Raw genomic sequence first — 21,251 nt, 5'->3', positions numbered from 1 at the left:
ACGACAGCCTTGCAGCTCTCTTCGGCAAGGGTTTTGTATACATTTACGCCCAGCGTTTGTTGCCATGACGGCGCATCTTTGTCTACGCTTAGCGCCTGACCGAACGGTCAGATTTGCACCCCATGGCCATGACAACGACAAGAGGACCCCGCCATGAGTGATCCCGGTTCATCGCCCGCGGCACTATCAACCGCAGAACCATCAACCGCAGAACCATCAACCGCAGACCCCCAGACGACAGACCGCGAAAGATCCTGCCCTTCCGACTCCAGCGGTCTGGGGGCGTTGCTCGACCGATTCTTCAACGTGACCCGACGCGGTAGTTCGGTTAAAACCGAGATTCTGGCCGGTATCGCTACCTTCCTGGCCGGGATGTACATCATCGTGGTCAACCCGGCGGTTCTGTCAGACGCGGGCATCCCCTTTTCCGCTGCACTGTCAGCCACCGTGGTCATCAGCAGTCTCAGCAGCCTGGCGATGGCACTGTACGCCCGTAACCCGATTCTGGTCGCACCGGGTATGGGCATGAATGCGCTGTTCACCTACACCCTGGTACTGGGAGCCGGCTTGTCCTGGGAGGTGGCACTTGGCTGCGTCTTTTGGTCCGGCGTCATGTTCGCGGTCCTGGCCATGTTCAACGTCCGCGAGGCCATCATCGACGCCATTCCGGCGTCACTGCGCTACGCCATCACCTGTGGCATCGGCCTGTTCATTACCTTCATTGGTTTCAAGAATGCCGGCTTCATCGTGGCCAGTCCGGCCACACTCGTGAGCCTGGGACACCTGGATGCGCCGCTGGTCACCTTCCTCGCGGGCCTGATCATCACTGCGGTGCTGGTCATCCGGGGCTTCAACGGCGCCTTGATTCTTGGCATCGCGGCCACCACGTTGCTGGCGCTGCCCCTGGGCCGCCTGTGGGGAGACGAGGTCGTGGTGGTGTGGCAAGGACTGGCGGCGTGGCCGGACTTCTCTGCCCTGGGCAAGGTCGATGTGCTCGGCGCTCTCAAGGTCGCCTATCTGCCGTTTATCTTCGTAATGCTGTTCACCAACTTCTTCGACGCCCTGTCCTGCTTCATGGCGCTGTCGGAATCGGCGGGCCTCAAGGATGCCAACGGCAATCCTCGTAACCTCAAACGTTCGATGACCGTCGATGCGTTTGCCTCGATGATCGCGGCGCCATTGGGCACCAGCGCAGCCCAGACCTTTATCGAGTCAGGCGCTGGCGTCGCCCAGGGAGGACGTACCGGGCTAGTGGCGCTGGTCATTGCGGCGCTGTTTCTGCCCTTCCTGTTCCTGTCGCCACTGCTCTCTCTGGTACCGGGCATCGCCACGTCGCCAGCTCTGGTCCTGGTCGGCCTGTTCATGATGGCCCCCATCGGCAAGATCGACTGGAGTCGCTTCGAGGACGCTTTTCCTGCCTTTCTGGCCATCATTCTGATGCCGCTGACCTACTCCATCACGCTCGGGATTGCGTTCGGCTTCATGAGCTTCGTTCTGATCAAGCTGGCCACCGGCAAGACCGCTCAGATCAAGCCCGCGATGTGGGTATCTGCAGTGCTGTCGGCGATCATGCTGGCCACCGCGCAGTAACCATCGCGAGTCACCATGCCGGCCTCCCAGGGCACGCAGCCATTCAGTGCCCTGTGGATGCCGACACCACTCCACATCCTTTCAGAACGACCTGGACGAGAAAGTCGGTAACGCGCTGCATGTCGTCGTCGGTGAAGTGCTCATGGCCGGTGATACCGGCCACCTGAGCTTCGAAGTCCGCGTAGTGCTGCGTCGCCGACCAGATCAGGAAGATCAGCGACACCGGGTCCACGGGGTCCATCAGGCCGCGCTCGGCCCACTGACGGAACACTTCGGCCCGGCCCTCGACCCAGTCACGCAGCTCGCCACGCAGGAAGTCCTGCAGAAAGGGAGCCCCTTGCAGGATCTCACCGGCAAACAGCCGCGAGGCCTCGGGATAACGGCGAGACATCTCCATCTTGGAGCGAATAAAGGCGCTGAGTACCTCGGCGGGATCGTCCTCGACAGAAATATCGTCGAGCATGGTGTTCCAGCGCTCCATCACGCCTTCCAGCAGACGCACGTAGAGTGCCTTCTTGCTGCCCATGTAATAGAGGATATTGGACTTTGGCAGGCCCGCCTCTTCCGCGATCAGCTTGAGACTGGCACCCCGATAGCCGTGGCGAGAAAACACCCGCTCGGCTGCGTCGAGTATCTCGCGCTCGTTGCGCTGGCGTATGGCGCCGCCTTCGGTGTCGAGCGCCCTGTCGAGCGCTGCATCATCCAGCTGTGATCCCATGCTCATCCCGGTCGTTGACAAACCGCCGCCCTTGGCGTGAACCCACGTCACGCCTGATCAGGACAACGCGCCGTAAAAGAGTGCCTGAAGGGTCAGGGACTGGCAATTCGACACAGGTCTGTGGGTGAGGCATGGCTGCCCTGTCATGTCGTTGTCGAACTAACGCCAAACGGCAGTCCTAAGCAAATTTCACTCCTTCACCTTGAAGAAGCTGACCGATTGGTCAAGAATAACACTATCGCGGCTCACAAGACCCGGCTCAGCCATCTCCTTTGCACCATTCCCCTATACACGATTTTCTTTACATAGGGGCGCAAGGGACCCCGATCCACGAAAGCAGGGTCTAGGAAAGCAGAGTCAAAGCTTGATACACCAAAATGTGATGCATCGAAGAGTGATACATCAAGAAGTGATGGCCCGAAGCCAGATGGGCAAACGCCAGACAGGCCCGCGCTAAACAGACCTGAGCTAAACAGACCGACGCTAATACCAAGGCGACATCGACCGAAGATCGCAAGCCCCACGACAGGACGCCTCGTGCGCCCTACTGTCCAACGATAATGACAACGCCAAAGCGGGACCTCTAGCCATGATCAGTTTCTACCTCAATGGCCGGATGCAGCACGTGGATGCCGAGCCCCATCTCAGCGTCCTTGATCTGCTGCGCGAACGGCTGAACCAGACGGGCACCAAGGAAGGCTGTGCCTCCGGAGACTGCGGTGCCTGTACCGTCGCCATCGGTGAAGTGGATGCCGACGGCCGCCTGCACTATCACAGTGCCAACGCCTGCATCATGCCGGCCCATCAGCTGTCCGGTCGTCACCTGGTGACCGTCGAAGGAATCTCCCATGGCGACGAGCTCCATCCCTGCCAGGCGGCCATGGTCGAGCACCACGGCAGTCAGTGCGGCTTTTGCACGCCGGGCATCGTCATGTCGTTGTTCACCCTGCACGAGCATCAACGCCAGCAGCCCGCCCCGCTGACCCCACAGCGGCTGGAAGCCGCGCTGGGCGGCAACCTGTGTCGCTGCACCGGATACCGGCCGATTCGAGATGCAGCCCTGGCCATGCACGACACTCCGGGCTTCCGTCCTGCCTGGCTCGACGACCTGTCCCTGGCCGACGCCCTTGCCACCGACGTGGGTGGCCCTGGCGCGACTCCCGACCAGCGCAACGTTGCTTCACGCGGTGCTGAGACAGCGAACGCCTCCGGCTTCTACCAGCCCCGCAGCCTGGCTGACCTGGTGGCTCTGCGTCAGCGCTTCCCCGAGGCACGGCTGGTCGCGGGCGGTACCGATCTATGGCTCGAGGTGACGCAACAGCTCAAGGATCTTCCACAGGTCATTGATGTGACTCGCGTTGCAGAGCTTCTGACCGTCGAATCTGCGGCCGACGACCTGGGTCGCAGCGGCGTGTGGATTGGCGCTGCGGTGACCTACTCACGCCTGGAGCCACTCTTTGCCGAGCACTACCCCGCCTTTGCCCATCTGCTGCATCGCCTGGGTTCTGGCCAGGTGCGCAACCGCGGCACCCTCGGTGGCAACGTCGCCAACGCCTCGCCCATCGGCGATACCCCGCCGGTACTGCTGGCGCTGGATGCACGACTGCGGCTGACCGGGCCCGGCGGCAGCCGGACCCTGGCCGCCAGCGAGTTCTTCCTGGGCTACCGGGATACCGCCCTGGGTGACGATGAGGTGCTGGAAGCCATTTTCCTGCCCCATCTGGCTGGCGATCAGCAATTGAAGGTGTGGAAGCTGTCCAAGCGTCGGGAAGATGACATCTCGGCAGTGCTGGGCGCCTTTTCCTGGCGCCTGGTCGGCGGGCGCCTGGCCGATGTTCGCCTGGCCTTCGGTGGCATGGCCGCCATCCCCGCCAGGGCCACGGGCGCCGAAGCCGCCCTTGAGGGTAAGCCTGCGGACAGCGCCAGCCTTGGCGCAGTCAGCGAGGCCCTGGCCCAGGACTTTACGCCCATGAGCGACGTGCGCGGAAGCAGCGAATACCGTCAAGATGCCGCCGCCGCCCTGCTCGAGCGACTGCTGCTGGTGATCGCATCCTCTGCCCAGGGGGCAGCCCAGGACGCGACGTCCCCGGATCCGTCATCCACTGATGCTCGTGACCATTCCGACACCCTCGCCACGGAGGTGATGCTTCATGCGTACGCTCACTGATCTGCCGACACCTCCATCCGATACGACGGAGCGCCACAACGCCGATGCCACCGCTGCCCACGGTTTTTCTGGCTCGTCCGCCCGTCACGAGAGTGCCGTGAAACATGTCACTGGACGAGCCGCTTATATCGATGATCTGGCGTTGCCTTCCGACGCCCTGCACCTGGCCGTGGGCCTCTCGCCCAAGGCTCACGGGCGCATCACCGCCATGCACCTTGACGAGGTGCGGCGGGCGCCTGGGGTGGTCGATGTCATCAGCGTTGCCGACGTGCCGGGTCACACCGATATTGGTCCGGTCTTCCCTGGCGACCCGATCATGGCAGACCAGGAAGTGCTCTACGCCGGCCAGGTCATGTTCTGCGTGGCTGCCACCAGCCATCGCGCTGCCCGACAGGCCGTTACCAAGGCCCGCATCGAGATCGATGAGCTGCCAGTGTCTCTCGATCCGGTGGCTGCGGTCGACGCAGGCGATCTGGTGCGCCCCACCCATCGTCAGCAAAGCGGTGACTGGGAAGCGGCGCTGGCCGACGCCCACCATGTGGTCGAGGGCGAGCAATTTATCGGCGGTCAGGAGCACTTCTATCTTGAGGGACAGGCCTGCGTCGCACACCCCACCGAAGACGAAGGGGTGATGGTCCACACCTCCAACCAGCATCCCAGCGAAACACAGAAGCTGATCGCGGAAGTGCTGAATATTCCGTTCCATGCGGTCACCGTCGAGGTGCGGCGCATGGGCGGCGGCTTTGGCGGCAAGGAGACGCAGGCGTCTCCCTGGGCATGCCTGGCGGCCCTGGTAGCGCGAAGAACCGGCAAGAGCTGCCGTATTCGCCTGCCCCGTGGCGATGACATGAAGGTCACCGGCAAGCGCCACCCCTTCCATAACCGCTATCGCCTGGGCATCGACGCCGCGGGAGTGATCAGCGGGGGGGACATCAGCGTTACCGGCGATTGCGGCTACTCCCCGGATCTGTCAGACGCCATCGTCGACCGTGCGATGTTCCACGCCGACAATGCCTACTCACTGGGACAGGCCAGAGTCACAGGGCATCGAGCCCGCACCCATACTGCGTCCAACACCGCGTTTCGCGGCTTTGGCGGCCCCCAGGGCATGATGGTCATCGAGGCCGCCATGGAAGACATCGCCCGGCAGGTCGGGGAAGACCCGCTGACCGTGCGCAAGCGCAACTTCTATCGCCAGGGCCGCGACACCACCCACTATGGCCAGACGGTAGACCAGATCGCGCTGCTGCATACACTGGTCGAACGGTTGGAGGCGGACAGCGACTACTGGGCCAGGCGCCGCGCCATTGCCGACTTCAATGCGCGAAGCCCGGTGATCCGCAAAGGACTGGCACTGACGCCGGTCAAGTTCGGCATCTCGTTCACCGCCCAGCACCTCAATCAGGCGGGTGCCCTGCTGCACGTGTATACCGATGGCAGTGTGCTGATCAATCACGGTGGCATCGAGATGGGCCAGGGCCTGCACACCAAGATCTGTCAGGTGGTCGCCCGCGAGCTGGGTCTCGAGTTGTCCAGCGTACGTATCAGTGCCAGCCGCACCGACAAGGTCCCCAATACCTCGCCCACGGCAGCGTCCAGCGGTGCCGACCTCAATGGTCAGGCGGCGAGGGACGCAGCCAACAAGCTCAAGCAGCGCCTGTTCGACTTCGCCGCCGAGCACTACCAGCTCGACCGCCAGGAAATGCGCCTGGAGCGGGGTGAACTTATCGCGGGCATTGCCGGCAGCGAGCAGCGAATCGCCTGGGGCACGCTGATTCAGGACGCCTATCTCGGACGCGTCTCGCTGTCAGAGAAAGGCTTCTACGCGACGCCGCTGATCCACTACGATCGCCACAGTGGGCAGGGTCGGCCCTTCTACTACTTTGCCTTTGGTGCCGCCGTGGCCGAGGTATCGGTCGACACCTTGAGCGGGGAATACCAGGTCGACCGGGTCGACATACTGCATGACGTAGGCGACTCCTTGAACCCGGCCATCGATGTCGGCCAGGTGGAAGGTGGTTTCATCCAGGGCATGGGCTGGCTGACCAGCGAAGAGCTCAAGTGGAATGACAGTGGTCAGCTGACCTCATTCGGCCCTGCTACCTACAAGATTCCCGCCTATGGAGACCTGCCCGCCACCTTCAAGGTACAGCTGATGGAGGGACATCCCAATTCCATGGCCAGTATCTACCGCTCCAAGGCGGTGGGTGAACCTCCCTTCATGCTTGGCATGTCGGTGTGGTGTGCCCTGCGCGACGCCCTGGCGAGCCTGACCGACTACCGCCATGCGGTGCGCCTGGACACCCCGGCCACACCGGAGCGGGTCATGCAGGCCGCGCGCAAGGCACGTCACATCGCCGCTAGCACAGCCCTGCGAACAGCCCAGGCAAGTCCAGGCGCCCCGTCAGGAGACACATCACCATGACCGCCCACGCCGGACCGGACAAGGAGCCCTGGTACCACGCCCTGGCAAGGCTCAAGGCGGCTGGCCAGCCCTTCGTTCTGGCCACCCAGGTCACCAGCCTTGGCTCCACACCGCGGGAGCCGGGCGCCAAGATGGTGATCACCCCGGACAGCCTGCATGACACCCTGGGCGGCGGCACCTTCGAGTGGCAACTGATCGCCAGCGCCCGCGAGCGGCTGGCTCAAGGTCAGGCAGGCATGAGCCTGGAAGCCTTTCCCCTGGGCGGACGCAGCGGCCAGTGCTGCGGCGGTTTCGTCAATGTGCTGCTGGAGACCGACCTTGGCAGCATGACCCGTCTAGCGCTGTTTGGCGCGGGACACGTGGGCCGTGCCATCGCCGAACTGGCGGCGCCGCTTGAATGGCGCATCGACTGGTTCGACAGTCGCGACGCGGCCTTCGAAGGTACCGGTGCCCATGCTTGCGTTCATCAACACCGCTTGAACGACCCTGGCGAGGCTGTCACGGGCCTGGCGCCACACAGCCATGCCCTGGTGCTGACCCACGACCACGGCGAGGACTACGCCCTGATCGCGGCACTGTTGGAAAGAGACGACCTTGCGTCAATTGGGCTGATCGGTTCACGCAGCAAGTGGGCCAGTTTTCGCGGTCGACTCGAGCGTGCCGGCGTGGCGGCGTCACGCATCGACCGCGTGCGCTGCCCCATCGGTGACTCCGGCGGCAACAAGACGCCTCACGCCGTGGCGCTGGCCGCCTTGGCAGAACTGCTACCGTTGGCCCACCCACGACGTGACACAACGAAACGTGACGACACCTCAAGAGGTGTCGATAGCGCGACGCTGAAACGCCTGATGCCCTGATGCCACCAACGCCCTTTCGGGCGTGCAACGTCCCCAGGGATGGGGCCCACCGCTGATCCTTCCGGCCGCGCCGGCGACGACACTGACAAGAGAGTTTTCCGATGGATGCCCCTGACTCCTCACTCGGCCATGCCGCCGAGTCCATCCGCCCTGCCCGGCAGCCAGACGTTGCGGCACAGCCATCTGCCCATCACGTCATTCGCGCGCGGCTGCTGAGCTTCAATGCCGACCCAGGCGATGACGACACACCCGCCGAAGGCAGCGTCAGCTACATCGAAGATGGCGCACTATGGTGGTCCGGCGGCGTCATCCAAGCCGTCGGAGAGTACGCCCATATCGCCCCGCGTCTGCCGGCCGACACCACCCTCATTGATCATCGCGACAAGCTGGTGATGCCTGGCTTCATCGATAGCCACGTGCACTATGTCCAGCTCGAGATCATGGCCTCCTACGGGCGACAGCTGCTGGACTGGCTCAATGAGTACACCTTTCCCGAAGAGTGTCGCTTCGCCAAGCGCGAGCATGCCGAACATATTGCCGACGTCTTTCTGGATGAGCTGATGCGGGTCGGCACCACCACCGCCCAGGTGTTCTGTTCGAGTCACCCAGGCTCTGTGGACGCCTTCTTCAGCGCCGCCAGGCGCCGGGATCTCTGCATGCTGGCTGGCAAGGTGCTGATGGACCGCCACGCTCCGGACGCGCTGACCGATGACACCCTGGGCGGCATCCGCGACAGCGAACGGCTGATCAGCGACTGGCACGGCACAGCACGACTTGGCTACAGCGTCACTCCGCGTTTTGCGCCAACCTCCACGCGGGCCCAACTGGATGCCGCCGGCGGCCTGCTGCGCAACGACCCGAGCCTATGGCTGCAGACCCATCTGGCCGAGAATCTCGGCGAGCTGGACTGGGTCGCCGAGCTGTTCCCCGGAAGCAGAGACTATCTACATGTCTACGAAGCTTCTGACCTGGTTGGCCCTCGCAGCACCTTTGCCCACGGTATTCACCTGGACGATGGCATGCGCCAGCGGCTGGCTGACCGTGGTGCCAATATCGCCTTCTGCCCCAGTTCGAATCTGTTTCTTGGCAGCGGCCTGTTCGACCGTGCCGGCGCCAGGCAACAGCGCCTCAAGCTGACCCTGGCCAGCGATATCGGCGCCGGCACCGACCTGTCGGGCCTGGCCACCCTCAAGGCGGCCTATCAGGTAGGCCAGCTGCGTGGCACGCCACTGACCGCCTGGGCTGGCTTCCACGACCTGACGCTGGGCAATGCGGTGTCGCTGTCGCTGGATGACCGCATCGGCAGCCTGACGGCAGGCAAGGACGCGGACTTCGTGGTCATCGACCCGATGGCCTCACCGCTGATGGCGAGGCGCATGGGCCGCACGCGAAGCCTTTCCGAAGAGCTGTTCACGCTGATGATGATGGGTGACGATCGCGCCATCTATGAGACCTGGGCGGGAGGACGCCTGCAGCATCGCCGCCAGGGGTGACACCAGCAGCCACCACAGGGGGCCGCCAGGAGTGGCGTCAAGGATGACATCAAGGCGGACGTCAGGGGTGACCTCGAGGGTGATGCAAAAGGATCAACTTTCGCTCCTGGCCGAGGCAGCCCGCTGTCGGCCACCGGGCATGGCTTAGAAAATCGTTGGCAAGTGAGGTAAAATCCCGCCCCTCCGATTTTCCCCCATCCTGCTCCGGATTTACGCTCCGGTTCGCACGAGGCCCCTATGACGACCGATAGCACGACTTCGACCACCAGGATCACCACTTCTACCACCGCTACCACCACTGGCGCTTCGGATTACCAGGCCGACAGCGGCAAACTGGTGGTGTGTGCCCTGTACAAGTTTGTCACTCTGGAAGACTTCGAAGCGCTGCGCGAGCCGCTTCTTCAGGTCATGCTCGATCACCAGGTCCGCGGCACCTTGCTGCTGGCCCGCGAAGGTATCAATGGCACCGTGGCTGGCCCGCGTCAGAGTATTGATGCCCTGCTGACGTGGTTGCGCAGCGATGCGCGGCTGGCGCAGCTCGACGTCAAGGAGTCACTGACCGAGCGAGCTCCGTTCATGCGCACCAAGGTCAAGCTCAAGCGCGAAATCGTCACCATGGGGGTCGAGGGTATCGACCCACGACACACCGTCGGCACCTACGTCGAACCGAAGGATTGGAACGCGCTGATCGAAGACCCGGACGTGCTGGTCATCGACACCCGCAATGATTACGAGATTGAGGTAGGCACCTTCAAGGGCGCCATCAACCCTTCCACCGAGGCCTTCCGGGACTTTCCGGACTATGTCAGAAATACGCTGGACCCTTCACGCCACAAGAAGGTCGCCATGTTCTGCACCGGCGGCATCCGCTGTGAAAAGTCCACCGCCTATCTCAAGGAACAGGGCTTCGAAGACGTCTACCACCTCAAAGGCGGCATTCTGAAGTACCTGGAAGACGTGCCCAAGGAGCAGACCCTGTGGCAGGGTGAGTGTTTCGTGTTCGATGACCGCGTCACCGTCGACCATGACCTCAAGCCAGGGCGCTACGATCAGTGCCACGCCTGCCGCATGCCGATCACTGAAGATGACAAGCAGAGTGGACACTACCAGCAGGGGGTCTGTTGCCCGCGCTGCTATGACAAGCTCAGTGACGAGCAAAAGGCGCGCTTTGCTGAGCGGGAACGCCAGATGCAGCTGGCGCGGGAGCGCGGTGAGTCGCACCTAGGGGCCGACGCCGTCGCCCGAATGGCGGAGCGTCGTGAGGCCAAGCAGCGTGCCCGCGAAGCGGCCCGACAGGCCAACAGCGAACAGGGCTAAGCCGCTGGGACTGGGGCTGGGTCGGCAAGCGACCCAGTCCTTTCCTCGCCTTTCCTTTTCTTTCATTTCCCCACCACGCCTCGGCACGTCGGCCATATCACGACGTGATCAGCTAGGCGTCCGGTCTACCGGGCGCCTTTTTCATGAGCGCTCGACAGCACCGTCTGCAGCCCTTTCCGTATCGCTTGCTCCCCAAGCCTGCGTCATTTCAATCGCGTGGCTTATCGCCAGCGACGCTGGTCCGCAACGTCGCAACTCTCTTCACACTACCGACAAACAGCCAGTCAATCTCGACAGATGCGTGCCCTAGCAGCCATTCGGGACGATCGTTGCCCCAGTGGCGGTGGTCTTCACGTTAGAAATAACAGGCGTGGGCGGGCGCGTTCGACTCGACACTCTGCTCGCCCCGTTGGGCTCGTGCGCCGCCGTCGGTTCGCGCCCATGTTCTTTCGCAGCGTGACCGCCGGACCAGCGGCTGCACTGCGGGACACAACGACGGTTACCCGTGACGCAGTAACGAGACGAGAACATGCCAACAACCCGATACGCCTCCCCGTCGCTGCTGGTTGGCGCCCTTGTGCTGACGCTGACGACCTGGGCCAATGCCGCTTCATCCGCCGACGCCCAGGCCGCCACCGAGTCATCCAGCGCTGGCACCACCGCAGACGACTACCGCAAGTACTTCAGTCCGCTATCCGCCCTTCCGCCGATCCCTTCGAACAATAGCCTCACCGCGGAGAAGATTGCGCTGGGCAAGATGCTGTTCTTCGAACCCAGGCTGTCACAGAGCAGCAACATCAGCTGCGCCTCCTGCCACAATCCGGCGCTGGCCTGGACCGACCGTTTGCCCACGGCGGTGGGCCATGATGGACAGGTCGGCAACCGAAACTCCCCGACGGTGCTCAATACCGGTTTCCTGACCGCGCAGTTCTGGGATGGCCGCGAACCCGACCTGGAGAGCCAGGCCCTGGGTCCCATCCAGAACAGCGTCGAGATGGCCCATGACCTGGATGGCGCACTGGCGCGACTGTCATCCCTGCCGGGATACATGGCACCATTCCGCAACGCTTTCCCTGACAGCGACGAGCCGCTTTCGGCCGATCATCTCGCTGCGGCCATCGCCAGCTTCGAACGTACCCTGAACACTCCCAACGCACCGCTCGACCGCTATCTAATGGGGGATGATGAGGCACTGACGGACGAGCAACAGGCAGGCATGATGGCCTTTGTGGACCAAGGCTGCATCGCCTGCCACCGAGGACCCAATTTCAGCGACAGCGGATTTCATCCGATTCAGGTGCCTGGCTCCGATGACCCAGGGCGCTTTGCCGTCACCTCGGATCAGGCGGACCGCCAGGCCTTCCGAACGGCGTCACTACGTAACGTGGCCTTGACCTACCCCTACTTCCACGACGGCTCCGCTGCCACCCTTGAGGAGGCCGTCTCGGTCATGGGGCGCGAGATGTTGGGTAAGGAACTCGACGATGCCACCATCACCCAATTGGTGGCCTTCCTTGGGTCGCTGACCGGCGATCAGCCAACGGTCACAGTACCGGCGCTGCCCTGAGGATCGTCAGCCACCGTCAGCCCACACCCCCGCCGGATTGGCGGGAGTGTGGTGTCGTACTACAGGTTCAGCAGTCGCTGGCGCAGTTCTTCCCGGCGAGCATCGTCCATAAAGGCTGCCTCGATGGCGTTGCTGGCCAACCAGGTCAGTGTCTCGTCGGACCAGGCGAAGGCCTTTTGGCAAGCGGCGAAGTTCTCGCGCATGCCGCCGCCAAAATAGGCGGGATCATCAGAGTTGATCGTCACCACCAGGCCAGCGTCGATCAGCGCCGGTAGACTGTGGTGCTCAAGCTGCTCCACCACCTTCAGGCGAACGTTGGACAGCGGGCACACGGTCAACACTGTCCCTTCATCTGCCAGCCGCTCCACCAGCTCGATGTCCTCGATGGCGCGAACGCCGTGATCGATACGACACACCTGCAACTCGTCCAGGGCTTCGCGAATATAGCTGGGCGGGCCTTCCTCACCGGCATGCGCCACGCGCTCGAGGCCCAGCTCCCTTGCCCTGGCGAACACTTCACGGAACTTGCTCGGCGGATTGCCCTGCTCGGCGCTATCCAGGCCGACGGCACTGAAGTGTTGAAGATATGGCTGAGCGTCCTCCAGCAGCTGCATCGCATCTTCTGCGGGCTGATCCCTCAGGAAGGCCAGGATCATGGCGCTGGACAGGTCCAGCTCGGTGCGGGCCCTGGCGCAGGCTGCCGTCAGCCCCGTCATCACCTGGTCAAGGGTGACACCACGGGCGCGGTGTGCCTGGGGATCCACGTGCAGTTCCACATGCACGACTCCCTCGGCGGCAGCGCGACGAAAGTAGTCCATCGCCAGGTCTTCGAAGTCCTGAGCGCTGACCAGTACGCTCATGCCCTGATAGTAGAGGTCGAGAAAGGACTGCAAATCGCTGAAGTCGTAGGCCTTGCGGGCGGCCTCGATCGACGCATAAGGCAGCGTCACGCCATTGCGCTCGGCCAGCGCAAACATCAGCTCGGGCTCGAGGGTGCCTTCGATATGTAAATGCAGCTCCGCCTTGGGCAGGCGGGTGAGAAAGTCGTCGTTCATGAGGTCGTGGCCCTGTTCTATAGCACGGTGTGGCGCGGACACGGAGTGATGCCGGTCACATGAGGTCCATGGTGCCGGATTGGCGAGCCTTGCGCCATGCTGATGCTGCCTCCAGGGGGATCACCCGGCCGACAGCCTGCATGCCCGGAGCAGGGTCGCGAGGGTCGTGGTGGTGCACCAGCATCAGTACGGTGCGCTGGCTAAGCCAGGGCTCGATTCCGCGCGCCACCCTCGAGGCGGTGGCAGCATCCAGCGCCGCGAAGGGTTCGTCCAGGATCACCAGTCCTGGGTCGGTCAACCACAGCCGGGCCAGGCCCAGTCGCCGAGCCTGTCCCCCAGACACCTGGCGCCCGCCCTCACCCACCCGAGTGTCCAGTTGGCGCGGCAAGGTTTCCGCCCAATCGGCAAGATCGACCGCCTCCAGCGCCTGCCATAGTGCCTCATCGGAGGCATCAGGCCGACCGATGCGCAGGTTTTCCGCAAGGCTGGTATCGAACAGCTCGACCCGCTGCGTCAAGCAGCCGACACGCTGGGCCAGCGCCTTGCGTGGCCACTGGACGAGGTCGGTGCCGTCCAGGGTCAGCCGGCCACGATACCCCGTCAGCTCACCCGCCAGCAGCGCCAGCAGCGTCGACTTGCCTGCCCCGGAGGCACCGCACAGCGCCACCCGCTCGCCACGGTCGACATAGCCGCTGACAGGTGCCAGCGCATCATCCAGTGCGGCGGGATAACGAAACGCCAAGGCGTCGAAGGCCACGCCAGCGGGCCCACCACTCCCCGACGTGGCATGATCTGCCGCCGTCTGACGGGCATCGGTGCCTGCCTCCGCCGGGGGTGTCGCGGTCGACTCGATCTGGTTCAGGCGCTCAGCCGCCACCAGACTCGCCCCGGCGTGGCTGAATGCCGCCGGCAGGCTTGCCAGCCCTTCTGCCAAGGCCAGCGCTGCCAACGGCAACATGACCAGTACCGGCGCTGACAACTGCCCGCCCTGAAACGCCAGCAAGCCACAGACGAGCAGCCACCACCAGGCCGCTCCCATCACCATGACGGATACGGCATTGCCCCAGGCGGTGACCACACTCAGCCGCCACTGTGCCTTCAACACGTCGTCTTCCAGGGCTTCCAACTGCTGACGGCGACGATCCAGCGCCCGATAGGCTTCAAGTTCGCACATTCCCGTCACGCTCTCCATCATGGCCCCGCGCAGACGCTCCAGCGCCACCATACGCTGGCGACAGGCCTGCATACCGGCACGCGCTTGCCCCAGCGTCAGCCAGCCCCATCCCAGCAGCAGCAGCGCCGATAGCGCCAGCGCTGCCTCAGGCAGCCATATGGCCACCAGACCGACCACCGCCAAGCACAGCATCAGCGCCATCCCCGCTGGTGCGAAAAGACGCAGATACAAGGCGTCCAGGGTATCGATATCGGCGGTCAGACGGTTCAGCCAGTCACTCGCCCGCGCCGTGGCGAGACGCCTGCCATCCATGGCCACCAGGCCAGCAAAGCAGCGCGCGCGCAGCTTGGCCAGCAGGCGCAAAATAGTGTCATGGTTATAAAGTCGCTCGACGTAGCGCGACACCGTGCGGCTGACCGCGAACAGGCGAATCCCTGCTCCCGGGGTGTACACATCCAGCGCGGCCGCGACACCCGCGGCGAGGGCGACTCCGGTAAGGGCACTGGCGGTGATGAACCAGCCCGACACCGCCAGCAGACCCAACGCCGACAGCGCGGTCAGCACCATCAACAGCAGGCCGACCAGCAGCCGACCGCGTAGTTCGTCGTGCAAGGCCAGCCAGCCCTTCAGCGTATGCCAATGGGCCAGCATAGACGGCTGTTGCGAGCTCATGGTTCTCTGCCTGCAGCAGTCTTTCACAAACACCCCGCCTCACGTTGATGTCGGTCCGCCAGAATGGTCACGGCATCTTCATCTATTCGATATCGCACGACATACCCACTGTCACCAAAGTCGATCGGCCACTCGCGGAACACTTCGGGAAGGTCATCCACAAGTCGACCGAGTCGGGCGTGAGCACCCAGCACCTGCACGCCCTGTCGGATGGCTTCACCAGCGCGACGTGCGGCATCCGGGTTCCTTGCGCGCAAAAACTCACGAAGACGCTGTAAATCCCGGATCGCTGCCGGGGCAAACTTCACTTGTGACATTCAGGAGCGGGAAGTTCGTCATTCCCTCCCCAGCTCTGCAGCCACCGCTCAACCTCTTCGGCAGTCGCGTGTACGCCAGTCTCCTGAAATTCCGCCCAGGCCTGCAGGGTGTCGCGCCGCAAGGCCTCACGCTGCTCTTCGCGCTCAACATACTGGGCAATGGCTTCCCGCATGATCCAGTGCGGCGACCGTTGCCGGACTTCGGCAAGCTTGCGAACGCGCCCCTTCATATCCTCATCCAGCTTGATGGACGTTGCAGATGCCATATAAACCTCCCAACCAACAGGTAATACCTTTGACTACTATAGAGTACCCATCGCGACCCTGCCCCGGGGCAATCCCCTCTATGCCCCTATCAGGGTCTACTCTCTATCTCTGCACTTTCCTCCAGAACGCTCTCTGTGTTGGCGCTTGGCGAGTACGCTGCCAGCTGCACATGACGCCCTCCCAGGGCTAGCAGCTGCGGATGATGGGTCGCCACCAGCAAGGTACGGCCTTCTGCTGCCAGGCGCCGGAAGCCCTGGATCAAGATGGCCTCGGTATCCCTGTCGAGACTTGCCGTGGGCTCATCCAGCAACACCAGGCGAGCATCGCTCAAAAATACCCGTGCCAGGGCCAGACGCTGGGCCTGACCGCCCGACAAACCGACTCCATGCTCGCCGATGGGCGTGGCGAGTCCCTGCTCCAGGGTGTTCATCAAGGTGGCCAGACCGGCATCGCCCAGGGCTGACCACAACGCCTCGTCATCCGCTTCGGGAGCGGTCACCCGCAGGTTGTCGGCGATACTGCCATGCAATAGCCAAGGACGCTGGTCCATCCAGGCAAGGGACAAGTCGCTGCGCACATGGCGAGTCCCGTCACCAGGCCCGGCAAAGCCGGCCACCAGCGCCAGCAAGCTCGACTTGCCGGAACCAGAAGGACCACTGACCACCACCGTCTCACCCTCATGCAGGTCCAGGTCGAGGGGCCCTACCGCGCGGCCGCGTCCCGGATGGTCAAGACAGGCGCCGCGCAGGCTCACCAGGACACCCGGCTCGGTGACTTGCCCCGACGACTCCATGGCATCCCTGCCCGACGCTAGCTGGGAGCGGCGGCGGCCCGGCGGCGCAGGCTCATCAAGCAAGGCGGTCAGGCCCTGGGCTGCGGCCAAGGCTGAGGCTCGATCATGATAGAACTGGGACAGCGTACGCAGCGGCTGAAAGAAGTCCGGCGCGAGCAGCAGGATGGTCAAGCCACTGGCCAAGGTCAGCTGGTCGGCAATCGACAACGGCAGATCACCCAGCAGACCGAAGCCGATGTAGATCGCCAAGGCCGCGATGGCCACGGAGGAAAAGAACTCGAGCACGGCGGATGACAGAAACGCCAGGCGCAGCGGGCGCAGGCTCCGCCGACGATAGTCGTCAGCCACCTGGGCAACGTCGTCCGTGGCACGCTGACCAGCCCCGAACAGACGCAACGTCTGAATGCCGCGCACGCGATCGATGAAATGCCCCGAGAGTCGACTGACCGCCTCGAACTGATCACGGTTGAGCGCCTCTGCGCCCATGCCCACCAACGCCATGAACAGCGGGATCAGCGGCGCTGTCACCGCCAGCAGCACCGCGGCCAGCCAGTTGGTCCAGGCCACGACCACCAGGATCACCAGCGGCACTACCAGCACCACGCGGCTCTGAACCCAGAAGCGCTCCACGTAGCCGTCCAGCGCATCGACCTGTTCGACCCATTGATGGGCCAGTCCTGCACTATGGTGGTTGGCCACCCGCAGGGGGCCAAGCGCGGCCAGATGATCCAACAACTCGCGGCGCACTGCGCGACGCAGGCGTTGGCTTGCGGCTTGGGCCAGCAGGTCTTGGGCGATACCGCTGAGCGCTCGCAACAGCACCAACACGGGCAACCCCAATAGCCATGGCCACAGTCTGTCCATGGAGGCGTTACCCTGAATGGCCATGGCCAACACCTGCGCCAGCACCAGCCACTGCGCGATACCGATCAACCCTGACAGGATGCCACAGGCCGCCGCTCCTCCAAGCCAGGCCCGGTGCTGGCCGACATGAGCTGCCAGCCAGCGCCGCGCCCGCGTGCCAGGGCGGTGTGTGGACTCAGTGATAGCCCGCCCCCCGCACCTTGCCGCGGAAGACCCAGTAGGACCAGGCGGTGTAGCCCAGCACCACAGGAATGACGAACAGCACCCCAAGCAGCAAGAACAGCTGGCTTTCGGGGGCTGACGCTGCCTCCCACAGGGTGATGTCGGGGGGAATCAGATACGGCCACTTGCTGGCGACCAGACCGAGGTAGGTAAACAGGAACAGTCCCATGGTCGCCACGAACGGCTGCCCCTCACGGCGCTTGGCCACGGAGCGCCAGATCAGGCCGGCACACACTAGGGCGAGGAAGGGGAAGATCCAGAACAGGGTCAGATGATCGAACCAGCGCTCGCGCACAAAGTCATCGACGAAGGGCGTCCAGATGCTGATGATGGCGAAACCGACGAGCACCAGCAGCAGCAGCTTGGGGGTAATCCGATAGGCCCATTCTTGGACGTGACCCTCGGACTTGAGAATCGTCCAGGTTGCGCCCAGCAAGGCGTACCCTGCCATCAGCGCCAAACCAGTGATCACGGTGAACGGCGTCAGCCAGTCGAAGGGACCTCCCACGTAGACGTTATTGGCCACTTCGAAACCCTCGATATAGGCCCCTACCACGACGCCCTGGCAGAACGTGGCCACCATCGATCCCCAGCAGAACGCCCGATTCCACCAATGACGGTTGCGCCGCGACTTGAAGCGAAACTCGAAGGCAATTCCCCGGAAGATCAAGCCGGCGAGCATCAGGAACACCCCCAGGTACAGGGCCGGCAGCAGAATGGTATAGACCAGCGGAAAGGCTGCCAGCAGCCCGGCCCCACCCAGCACCAGCCAGGTCTCGTTGCCGTCCCAGATGGGCGCCACCGAGTTCATCATCACATCGCGAGCGTGTTCGTCCGGGGCAAACGGATACAGAATGCCCACCCCCAGATCGAAGCCGTCCATCAGGATGTACATCATCACACCGAACCCGATAATCAGGGCCCAGATGGCAGAGAGGTTGATCAATTCCATGTCATCAGCTCCCGAACTGGCGGCCGGCATCGGCCTCAAGGGTGGCGTGGGCGGCGGACAGCGGGCGCTTGGCCGTCTCGACCTCGTCATCATGGGGCTCTTCCGCCAGCATTCCCTGACGCACCACTCGGGTCAGGTAGTAGCCGCCGGTCAAGAACACCACCGCATACACCAGCACATAGCCAATCAGGGTCGCGAGCACCATCCAGCCGCTAAGCGATGGCGTCACCGCTTCGGCCTGGGTCATCATGCCGTAGACCAACCATGGCGCGCGCCCGGCCTCTGTCACAAACCAGCCGCCAAGCACCGCGATAAAGGGAGCCACGCTCATCAGGCGCAGCGTCTGCAGGAACGGACGGCTGCGGTAAAGCCGGCCACCACGACGCAGCCACAGCCCGACGAAAGCGACCGCAATCATCAGCATGCCCATCGCTACCATGGCGCGGAAAGACCAGAACACGAACCACACCGGCGGCTGTTCTTCCTTGGGTACCGCCTTGAGCCCCGGCACCTCGCCGTCGAGATCGTGGGTCAGGATGAGGCTGGCCAGCCGTGGAATACCGATCTCGAAGTGGTTTTCCTGAGCCTCCTTGTCCGGCCAGGCGAACAGCAGCAGAGGCACGCCGGACTGGGTCTCCCAGTTGGCCTCCATGGCCGCCACCTTGGTGGGCTGATGTTCCAGGGTATTGAGGCCATGGGCATCGCCGACGACGGCTTGCACCGGCGCCAGTACCAGCAGCAACCACATGCACATGGACAGTGCCTTGCGATTGGCCTCTACATCGCGGCCAATCAGCAGATACCAGGCGCTGACACCAGCCACCACGAAGCCGCCCGTGAGGAAGGAGGCCAGGGCCATATGGGTAAAGCGATATGGGAAGGAAGCGGTGAACATCGCCTCGGCCCAACTGGTCACATGAAAGCGGCCATCCACCAGTTCCACCCCGGCGGGGGTCTGCATCCAACTGTTGGTCGAGAGAATCCAGAACGCTGAGATGAAGGTGCCTACCGCGACCATGATGGCGGCAAACAAGTGAACGCCTTCAGGCACCTTGCCTCGGCCGAACAGCAGCACGCCTAGGAAGCCTGCCTCGAGGAAGAACGCCGTGACCACCTCATAGCTCAGCATGGGGCCCAGGAAGTTGGAGGTGGCCTGGCTGAAATTGCTCCAGTTGGTGCCGAACTGGAATGCCATGACGATACCGGACACCACCCCCATGCCGAATACCACGGCAAAGACCTTCACCCAGAAGGCGGCGAGCCGATCCCAGGCAGGGTTGCCTGTCTTGTAGAACAGCCCGTGCAACACCGCGACATAAGAGGCAAGGCCAATGGTGAACACGGGGAAGATGGCGTGGAAGGAAACAACGAAAGCGAACTGTATGCGTGACAGAAGCACGGGATCCAGTTCCATGAGCGACTCCTCGAGGCAGAGATGATCGGCGTTGGTGTCCCGCCATCCACCCAACCACTGCGGACCGGACCCCAGCTGAACCGAGCTGGATCAGACGCCGAGGGGCTCACCACATCCCTGGTGGCCCATCGTCGCACGCAATATGCAAAAGTTTGCACATTCGATCCAGCGCTGCACCCAGCATAGAATGCAGATCGGCCTCTGTCGCATGGCTAATTGTCGCACGCCGCAGTCGTCAATCGCCTACTAGCGCGTCAGTCAACGACGACAACGGCGCAGCCTGCCTGTTCTTCGCCTCCAGGCATCAAGCGCCCGAGGTCGTGCTCAGCACCAGCGATACCAGGTAGCCGGTATACACGGCGTAGACAGCCACCAGCACGCCCCCTTCCAAGCGGTTGATACGCCCCGCGCGCCCTTTCCAGCCGAGCGCAAATACCGCCATCATCACGGTCATGGCGGTCATGATCGACCAGTCGCGCAGCAGCACTTCACGTCCGGCCTCGATGGGCGCAATCACGGCGGCCAGGCCAACCACGCCAAGGGTGTTGAACAGGTTGGACCCGACGACATTGCCGAGCACCAGATCATGCTCCTTGCGCCGCAGGGCACTGATGGACGACGCCAGCTCCGGCAAGGACGTGCCCACCGCCACCACCGTCAGACCGATGATCACGTCGGACACGCCCAAGCCCTGAGCGATGTCGACGGCGCCCCACACCAGCAAGCGCGAGCTGACAACCAGCAGCGCCAAGCCACCAAGCGTCAGAGCGAGTCCCTTGCCCAGCGACATCGCATGGGCATCGAGTTCCTGTACCGTGTCCATCGCCAAGGCATCGGCCCTGGCCGCCGCCTCTTCACGGCGGCTCTGAATGATGCTGACGACCATAAACAGCAGCAAGCCGAGTAGCAGCAGGCTTCCTTCCAGCCGGCTGATCACCCCGCCCCACATCATCAATGCAGACACCAGGGTGGCCGCTCCCAGCACCGGCAACTCACGCCGGATCACCGAGGAGTGCACCGCCAGCGGAGACACCAGGGCCACCAGCCCCAGGATGAGACCGATATTGGCAATATTGGAGCCGTAGGCATTGCCCAGCGCCAGGCCGGGGTTCCCTTGGGCGGCAGACAGTGCTGAAACGGTCAATTCAGGGGCCGACGTACCAAAGCCGATCACCAGCATACCGACCAGCAAAGGTGACAGACCCAGCCGATTGGCGGTGGCTGCCGCCCCCTCGACGAACCGCTCTGCGCTCCACACCAGTACGACCAGACCGCCCACGACGGCAGAAACCGCTAGCAACATGTCAACTCCTCAGCCCATGATATCGGTCGCATCTTTGTCTATGGTGTCACCCACGTCAACGTGCCACACTATTTTAATTCGCAG

General features: G+C 63.4%; 16 protein-coding genes. 7 read left to right on the top strand and 9 right to left on the bottom strand.

Annotated features, from left to right (window positions below; genetic code table 11):
- Window positions 1-153: 153 nt before the first annotated feature.
- Window positions 154-1,590 (top strand): NCS2 family permease, encoded by a 1,437-nt coding sequence (locus tag KUV41_RS13680; RefSeq protein WP_222486528.1) that lies wholly within the window; start codon window positions 154-156, stop codon window positions 1,588-1,590.
- A gap of 43 nt (window positions 1,591-1,633) precedes the next feature.
- Here the strand turns inward: KUV41_RS13680 and KUV41_RS13675 are convergent, their stop codons facing one another.
- Window positions 1,634-2,308 (bottom strand): TetR/AcrR family transcriptional regulator, encoded by a 675-nt coding sequence (locus KUV41_RS13675; RefSeq protein WP_222486527.1) that lies wholly within the window; start codon window positions 2,306-2,308, stop codon window positions 1,634-1,636.
- Window positions 2,309-2,897: 589 nt separating this feature from the next.
- On the opposite strand from KUV41_RS13675, the gene xdhA reads away from it, so the two are divergent.
- From xdhA to KUV41_RS13645, 6 genes are all read left to right on the top strand, one after another.
- Entirely contained in the window at window positions 2,898-4,475 is a 1,578-nt protein-coding gene (xdhA, locus tag KUV41_RS13670) for a xanthine dehydrogenase small subunit (protein WP_222486526.1), read from the top strand.
- Window positions 4,459-6,900 (top strand): xanthine dehydrogenase molybdopterin binding subunit, encoded by a 2,442-nt coding sequence (gene xdhB / locus KUV41_RS13665; RefSeq protein WP_222486525.1) that lies wholly within the window; start codon window positions 4,459-4,461, stop codon window positions 6,898-6,900. The genes xdhA and xdhB overlap by 17 nt, the downstream gene beginning before the upstream one ends.
- Window positions 6,897-7,757: a xanthine dehydrogenase accessory protein XdhC gene (xdhC, locus tag KUV41_RS13660; RefSeq protein ID WP_222484606.1), complete on the top strand. Its 861-nt coding sequence runs from the start codon at window positions 6,897-6,899 to the stop codon at window positions 7,755-7,757. Before xdhB ends, xdhC begins: the two co-directional genes overlap by 4 nt.
- Before the next feature lie 101 nt (window positions 7,758-7,858).
- A complete protein-coding gene (gene guaD, locus KUV41_RS13655) occupies window positions 7,859-9,250 on the top strand; it encodes a guanine deaminase (protein ID WP_222484607.1) in 1,392 nt (463 codons plus the stop codon).
- A gap of 237 nt (window positions 9,251-9,487) precedes the next feature.
- Window positions 9,488-10,567, top strand: coding sequence for a rhodanese-related sulfurtransferase (locus KUV41_RS13650; protein WP_222484608.1), 1,080 nt, complete (start codon window positions 9,488-9,490; stop codon window positions 10,565-10,567).
- 529 nt (window positions 10,568-11,096) lie between these two features.
- Window positions 11,097-12,134 carry a cytochrome-c peroxidase gene (locus tag KUV41_RS13645; protein WP_222486524.1) on the top strand — a complete coding sequence of 346 codons (1,038 nt, stop codon included), beginning with the start codon at window positions 11,097-11,099 and terminating at the stop codon, window positions 12,132-12,134.
- A gap of 59 nt (window positions 12,135-12,193) precedes the next feature.
- On the opposite strand, the gene KUV41_RS13640 is transcribed toward KUV41_RS13645, so the two are convergent.
- The 8 genes from KUV41_RS13640 to KUV41_RS13605 form a co-directional block, all read right to left on the bottom strand.
- Window positions 12,194-13,189 carry an adenosine deaminase gene (locus KUV41_RS13640; protein WP_206938317.1) on the bottom strand — a complete coding sequence of 332 codons (996 nt, stop codon included), beginning with the start codon at window positions 13,187-13,189 and terminating at the stop codon, window positions 12,194-12,196.
- A 55-nt stretch (window positions 13,190-13,244) separates the two neighbouring features.
- Window positions 13,245-15,035, bottom strand: a complete 1,791-nt coding sequence (gene cydC / locus KUV41_RS13635; protein ID WP_222486523.1) for a thiol reductant ABC exporter subunit CydC — start codon at window positions 15,033-15,035, stop codon at window positions 13,245-13,247.
- 23 nt (window positions 15,036-15,058) lie between these two features.
- Window positions 15,059-15,352, bottom strand: coding sequence for a type II toxin-antitoxin system RelE/ParE family toxin (locus KUV41_RS13630; protein WP_222486522.1), 294 nt, complete (start codon window positions 15,350-15,352; stop codon window positions 15,059-15,061).
- A complete protein-coding gene (locus KUV41_RS13625) occupies window positions 15,340-15,618 on the bottom strand; it encodes a CopG family ribbon-helix-helix protein (RefSeq protein WP_206938291.1) in 279 nt (92 codons plus the stop codon). The genes KUV41_RS13630 and KUV41_RS13625 overlap by 13 nt, the downstream gene beginning before the upstream one ends.
- An 89-nt stretch (window positions 15,619-15,707) precedes the next feature.
- Complete coding sequence (cydD, locus tag KUV41_RS13620) at window positions 15,708-17,414, bottom strand: thiol reductant ABC exporter subunit CydD (protein ID WP_261396058.1); 1,707 nt, start codon at window positions 17,412-17,414, stop codon at window positions 15,708-15,710.
- A gap of 37 nt (window positions 17,415-17,451) precedes the next feature.
- Window positions 17,452-18,450 (bottom strand): cytochrome d ubiquinol oxidase subunit II, encoded by a 999-nt coding sequence (gene cydB, locus KUV41_RS13615; protein ID WP_222239376.1) that lies wholly within the window; start codon window positions 18,448-18,450, stop codon window positions 17,452-17,454.
- A 4-nt stretch (window positions 18,451-18,454) separates the two neighbouring features.
- Window positions 18,455-19,864: a cytochrome ubiquinol oxidase subunit I gene (locus KUV41_RS13610; protein ID WP_222163185.1), complete on the bottom strand. Its 1,410-nt coding sequence runs from the start codon at window positions 19,862-19,864 to the stop codon at window positions 18,455-18,457.
- Window positions 19,865-20,168: 304 nt separating this feature from the next.
- Window positions 20,169-21,167, bottom strand: a complete 999-nt coding sequence (locus KUV41_RS13605) for a calcium/sodium antiporter (protein ID WP_222163184.1) — start codon at window positions 21,165-21,167, stop codon at window positions 20,169-20,171.
- Between the last annotated feature and the right edge of the window lie 84 nt (window positions 21,168-21,251).

Origin of the sequence: Halomonas sp. DP8Y7-1, from assembly GCF_019801685.1 — a bacterium.
GTDB lineage: Bacteria > Pseudomonadota > Gammaproteobacteria > Pseudomonadales > Halomonadaceae > Halomonas > Halomonas litopenaei_A.
Note: the sequence above shows the minus strand (reverse complement) of the source record. Positions and strands in the feature narration are given on the sequence as shown.

Excerpts from the sequence above, each read along its gene's own strand:
- KUV41_RS13680 (WP_222486528.1), top strand. The coding sequence starts at position 154 with ATGAGTGATCCCGGTTCATCGCCCGCGGCACTATCAACCGCAGAACCA.
- KUV41_RS13675 (WP_222486527.1), bottom strand. The coding sequence starts at position 2,308 with ATGGGATCACAGCTGGATGATGCAGCGCTCGACAGGGCGCTCGACACC.
- xdhA (WP_222486526.1), top strand. The coding sequence starts at position 2,898 with ATGATCAGTTTCTACCTCAATGGCCGGATGCAGCACGTGGATGCCGAG.
- xdhB (WP_222486525.1), top strand. The coding sequence starts at position 4,459 with ATGCGTACGCTCACTGATCTGCCGACACCTCCATCCGATACGACGGAG.
- xdhC (WP_222484606.1), top strand. The coding sequence starts at position 6,897 with ATGACCGCCCACGCCGGACCGGACAAGGAGCCCTGGTACCACGCCCTG.
- guaD (WP_222484607.1), top strand. The coding sequence starts at position 7,859 with ATGGATGCCCCTGACTCCTCACTCGGCCATGCCGCCGAGTCCATCCGC.
- KUV41_RS13650 (WP_222484608.1), top strand. The coding sequence starts at position 9,488 with ATGACGACCGATAGCACGACTTCGACCACCAGGATCACCACTTCTACC.
- KUV41_RS13645 (WP_222486524.1), top strand. The coding sequence starts at position 11,097 with ATGCCAACAACCCGATACGCCTCCCCGTCGCTGCTGGTTGGCGCCCTT.
- KUV41_RS13640 (WP_206938317.1), bottom strand. The coding sequence starts at position 13,189 with ATGAACGACGACTTTCTCACCCGCCTGCCCAAGGCGGAGCTGCATTTA.
- cydC (WP_222486523.1), bottom strand. The coding sequence starts at position 15,035 with ATGAGCTCGCAACAGCCGTCTATGCTGGCCCATTGGCATACGCTGAAG.
- KUV41_RS13630 (WP_222486522.1), bottom strand. The coding sequence starts at position 15,352 with ATGTCACAAGTGAAGTTTGCCCCGGCAGCGATCCGGGATTTACAGCGT.
- KUV41_RS13625 (WP_206938291.1), bottom strand. The coding sequence starts at position 15,618 with ATGGCATCTGCAACGTCCATCAAGCTGGATGAGGATATGAAGGGGCGC.
- cydB (WP_222239376.1), bottom strand. The coding sequence starts at position 18,450 with ATGGAATTGATCAACCTCTCTGCCATCTGGGCCCTGATTATCGGGTTC.
- KUV41_RS13610 (WP_222163185.1), bottom strand. The coding sequence starts at position 19,864 with ATGGAACTGGATCCCGTGCTTCTGTCACGCATACAGTTCGCTTTCGTT.
- KUV41_RS13605 (WP_222163184.1), bottom strand. The coding sequence starts at position 21,167 with ATGTTGCTAGCGGTTTCTGCCGTCGTGGGCGGTCTGGTCGTACTGGTG.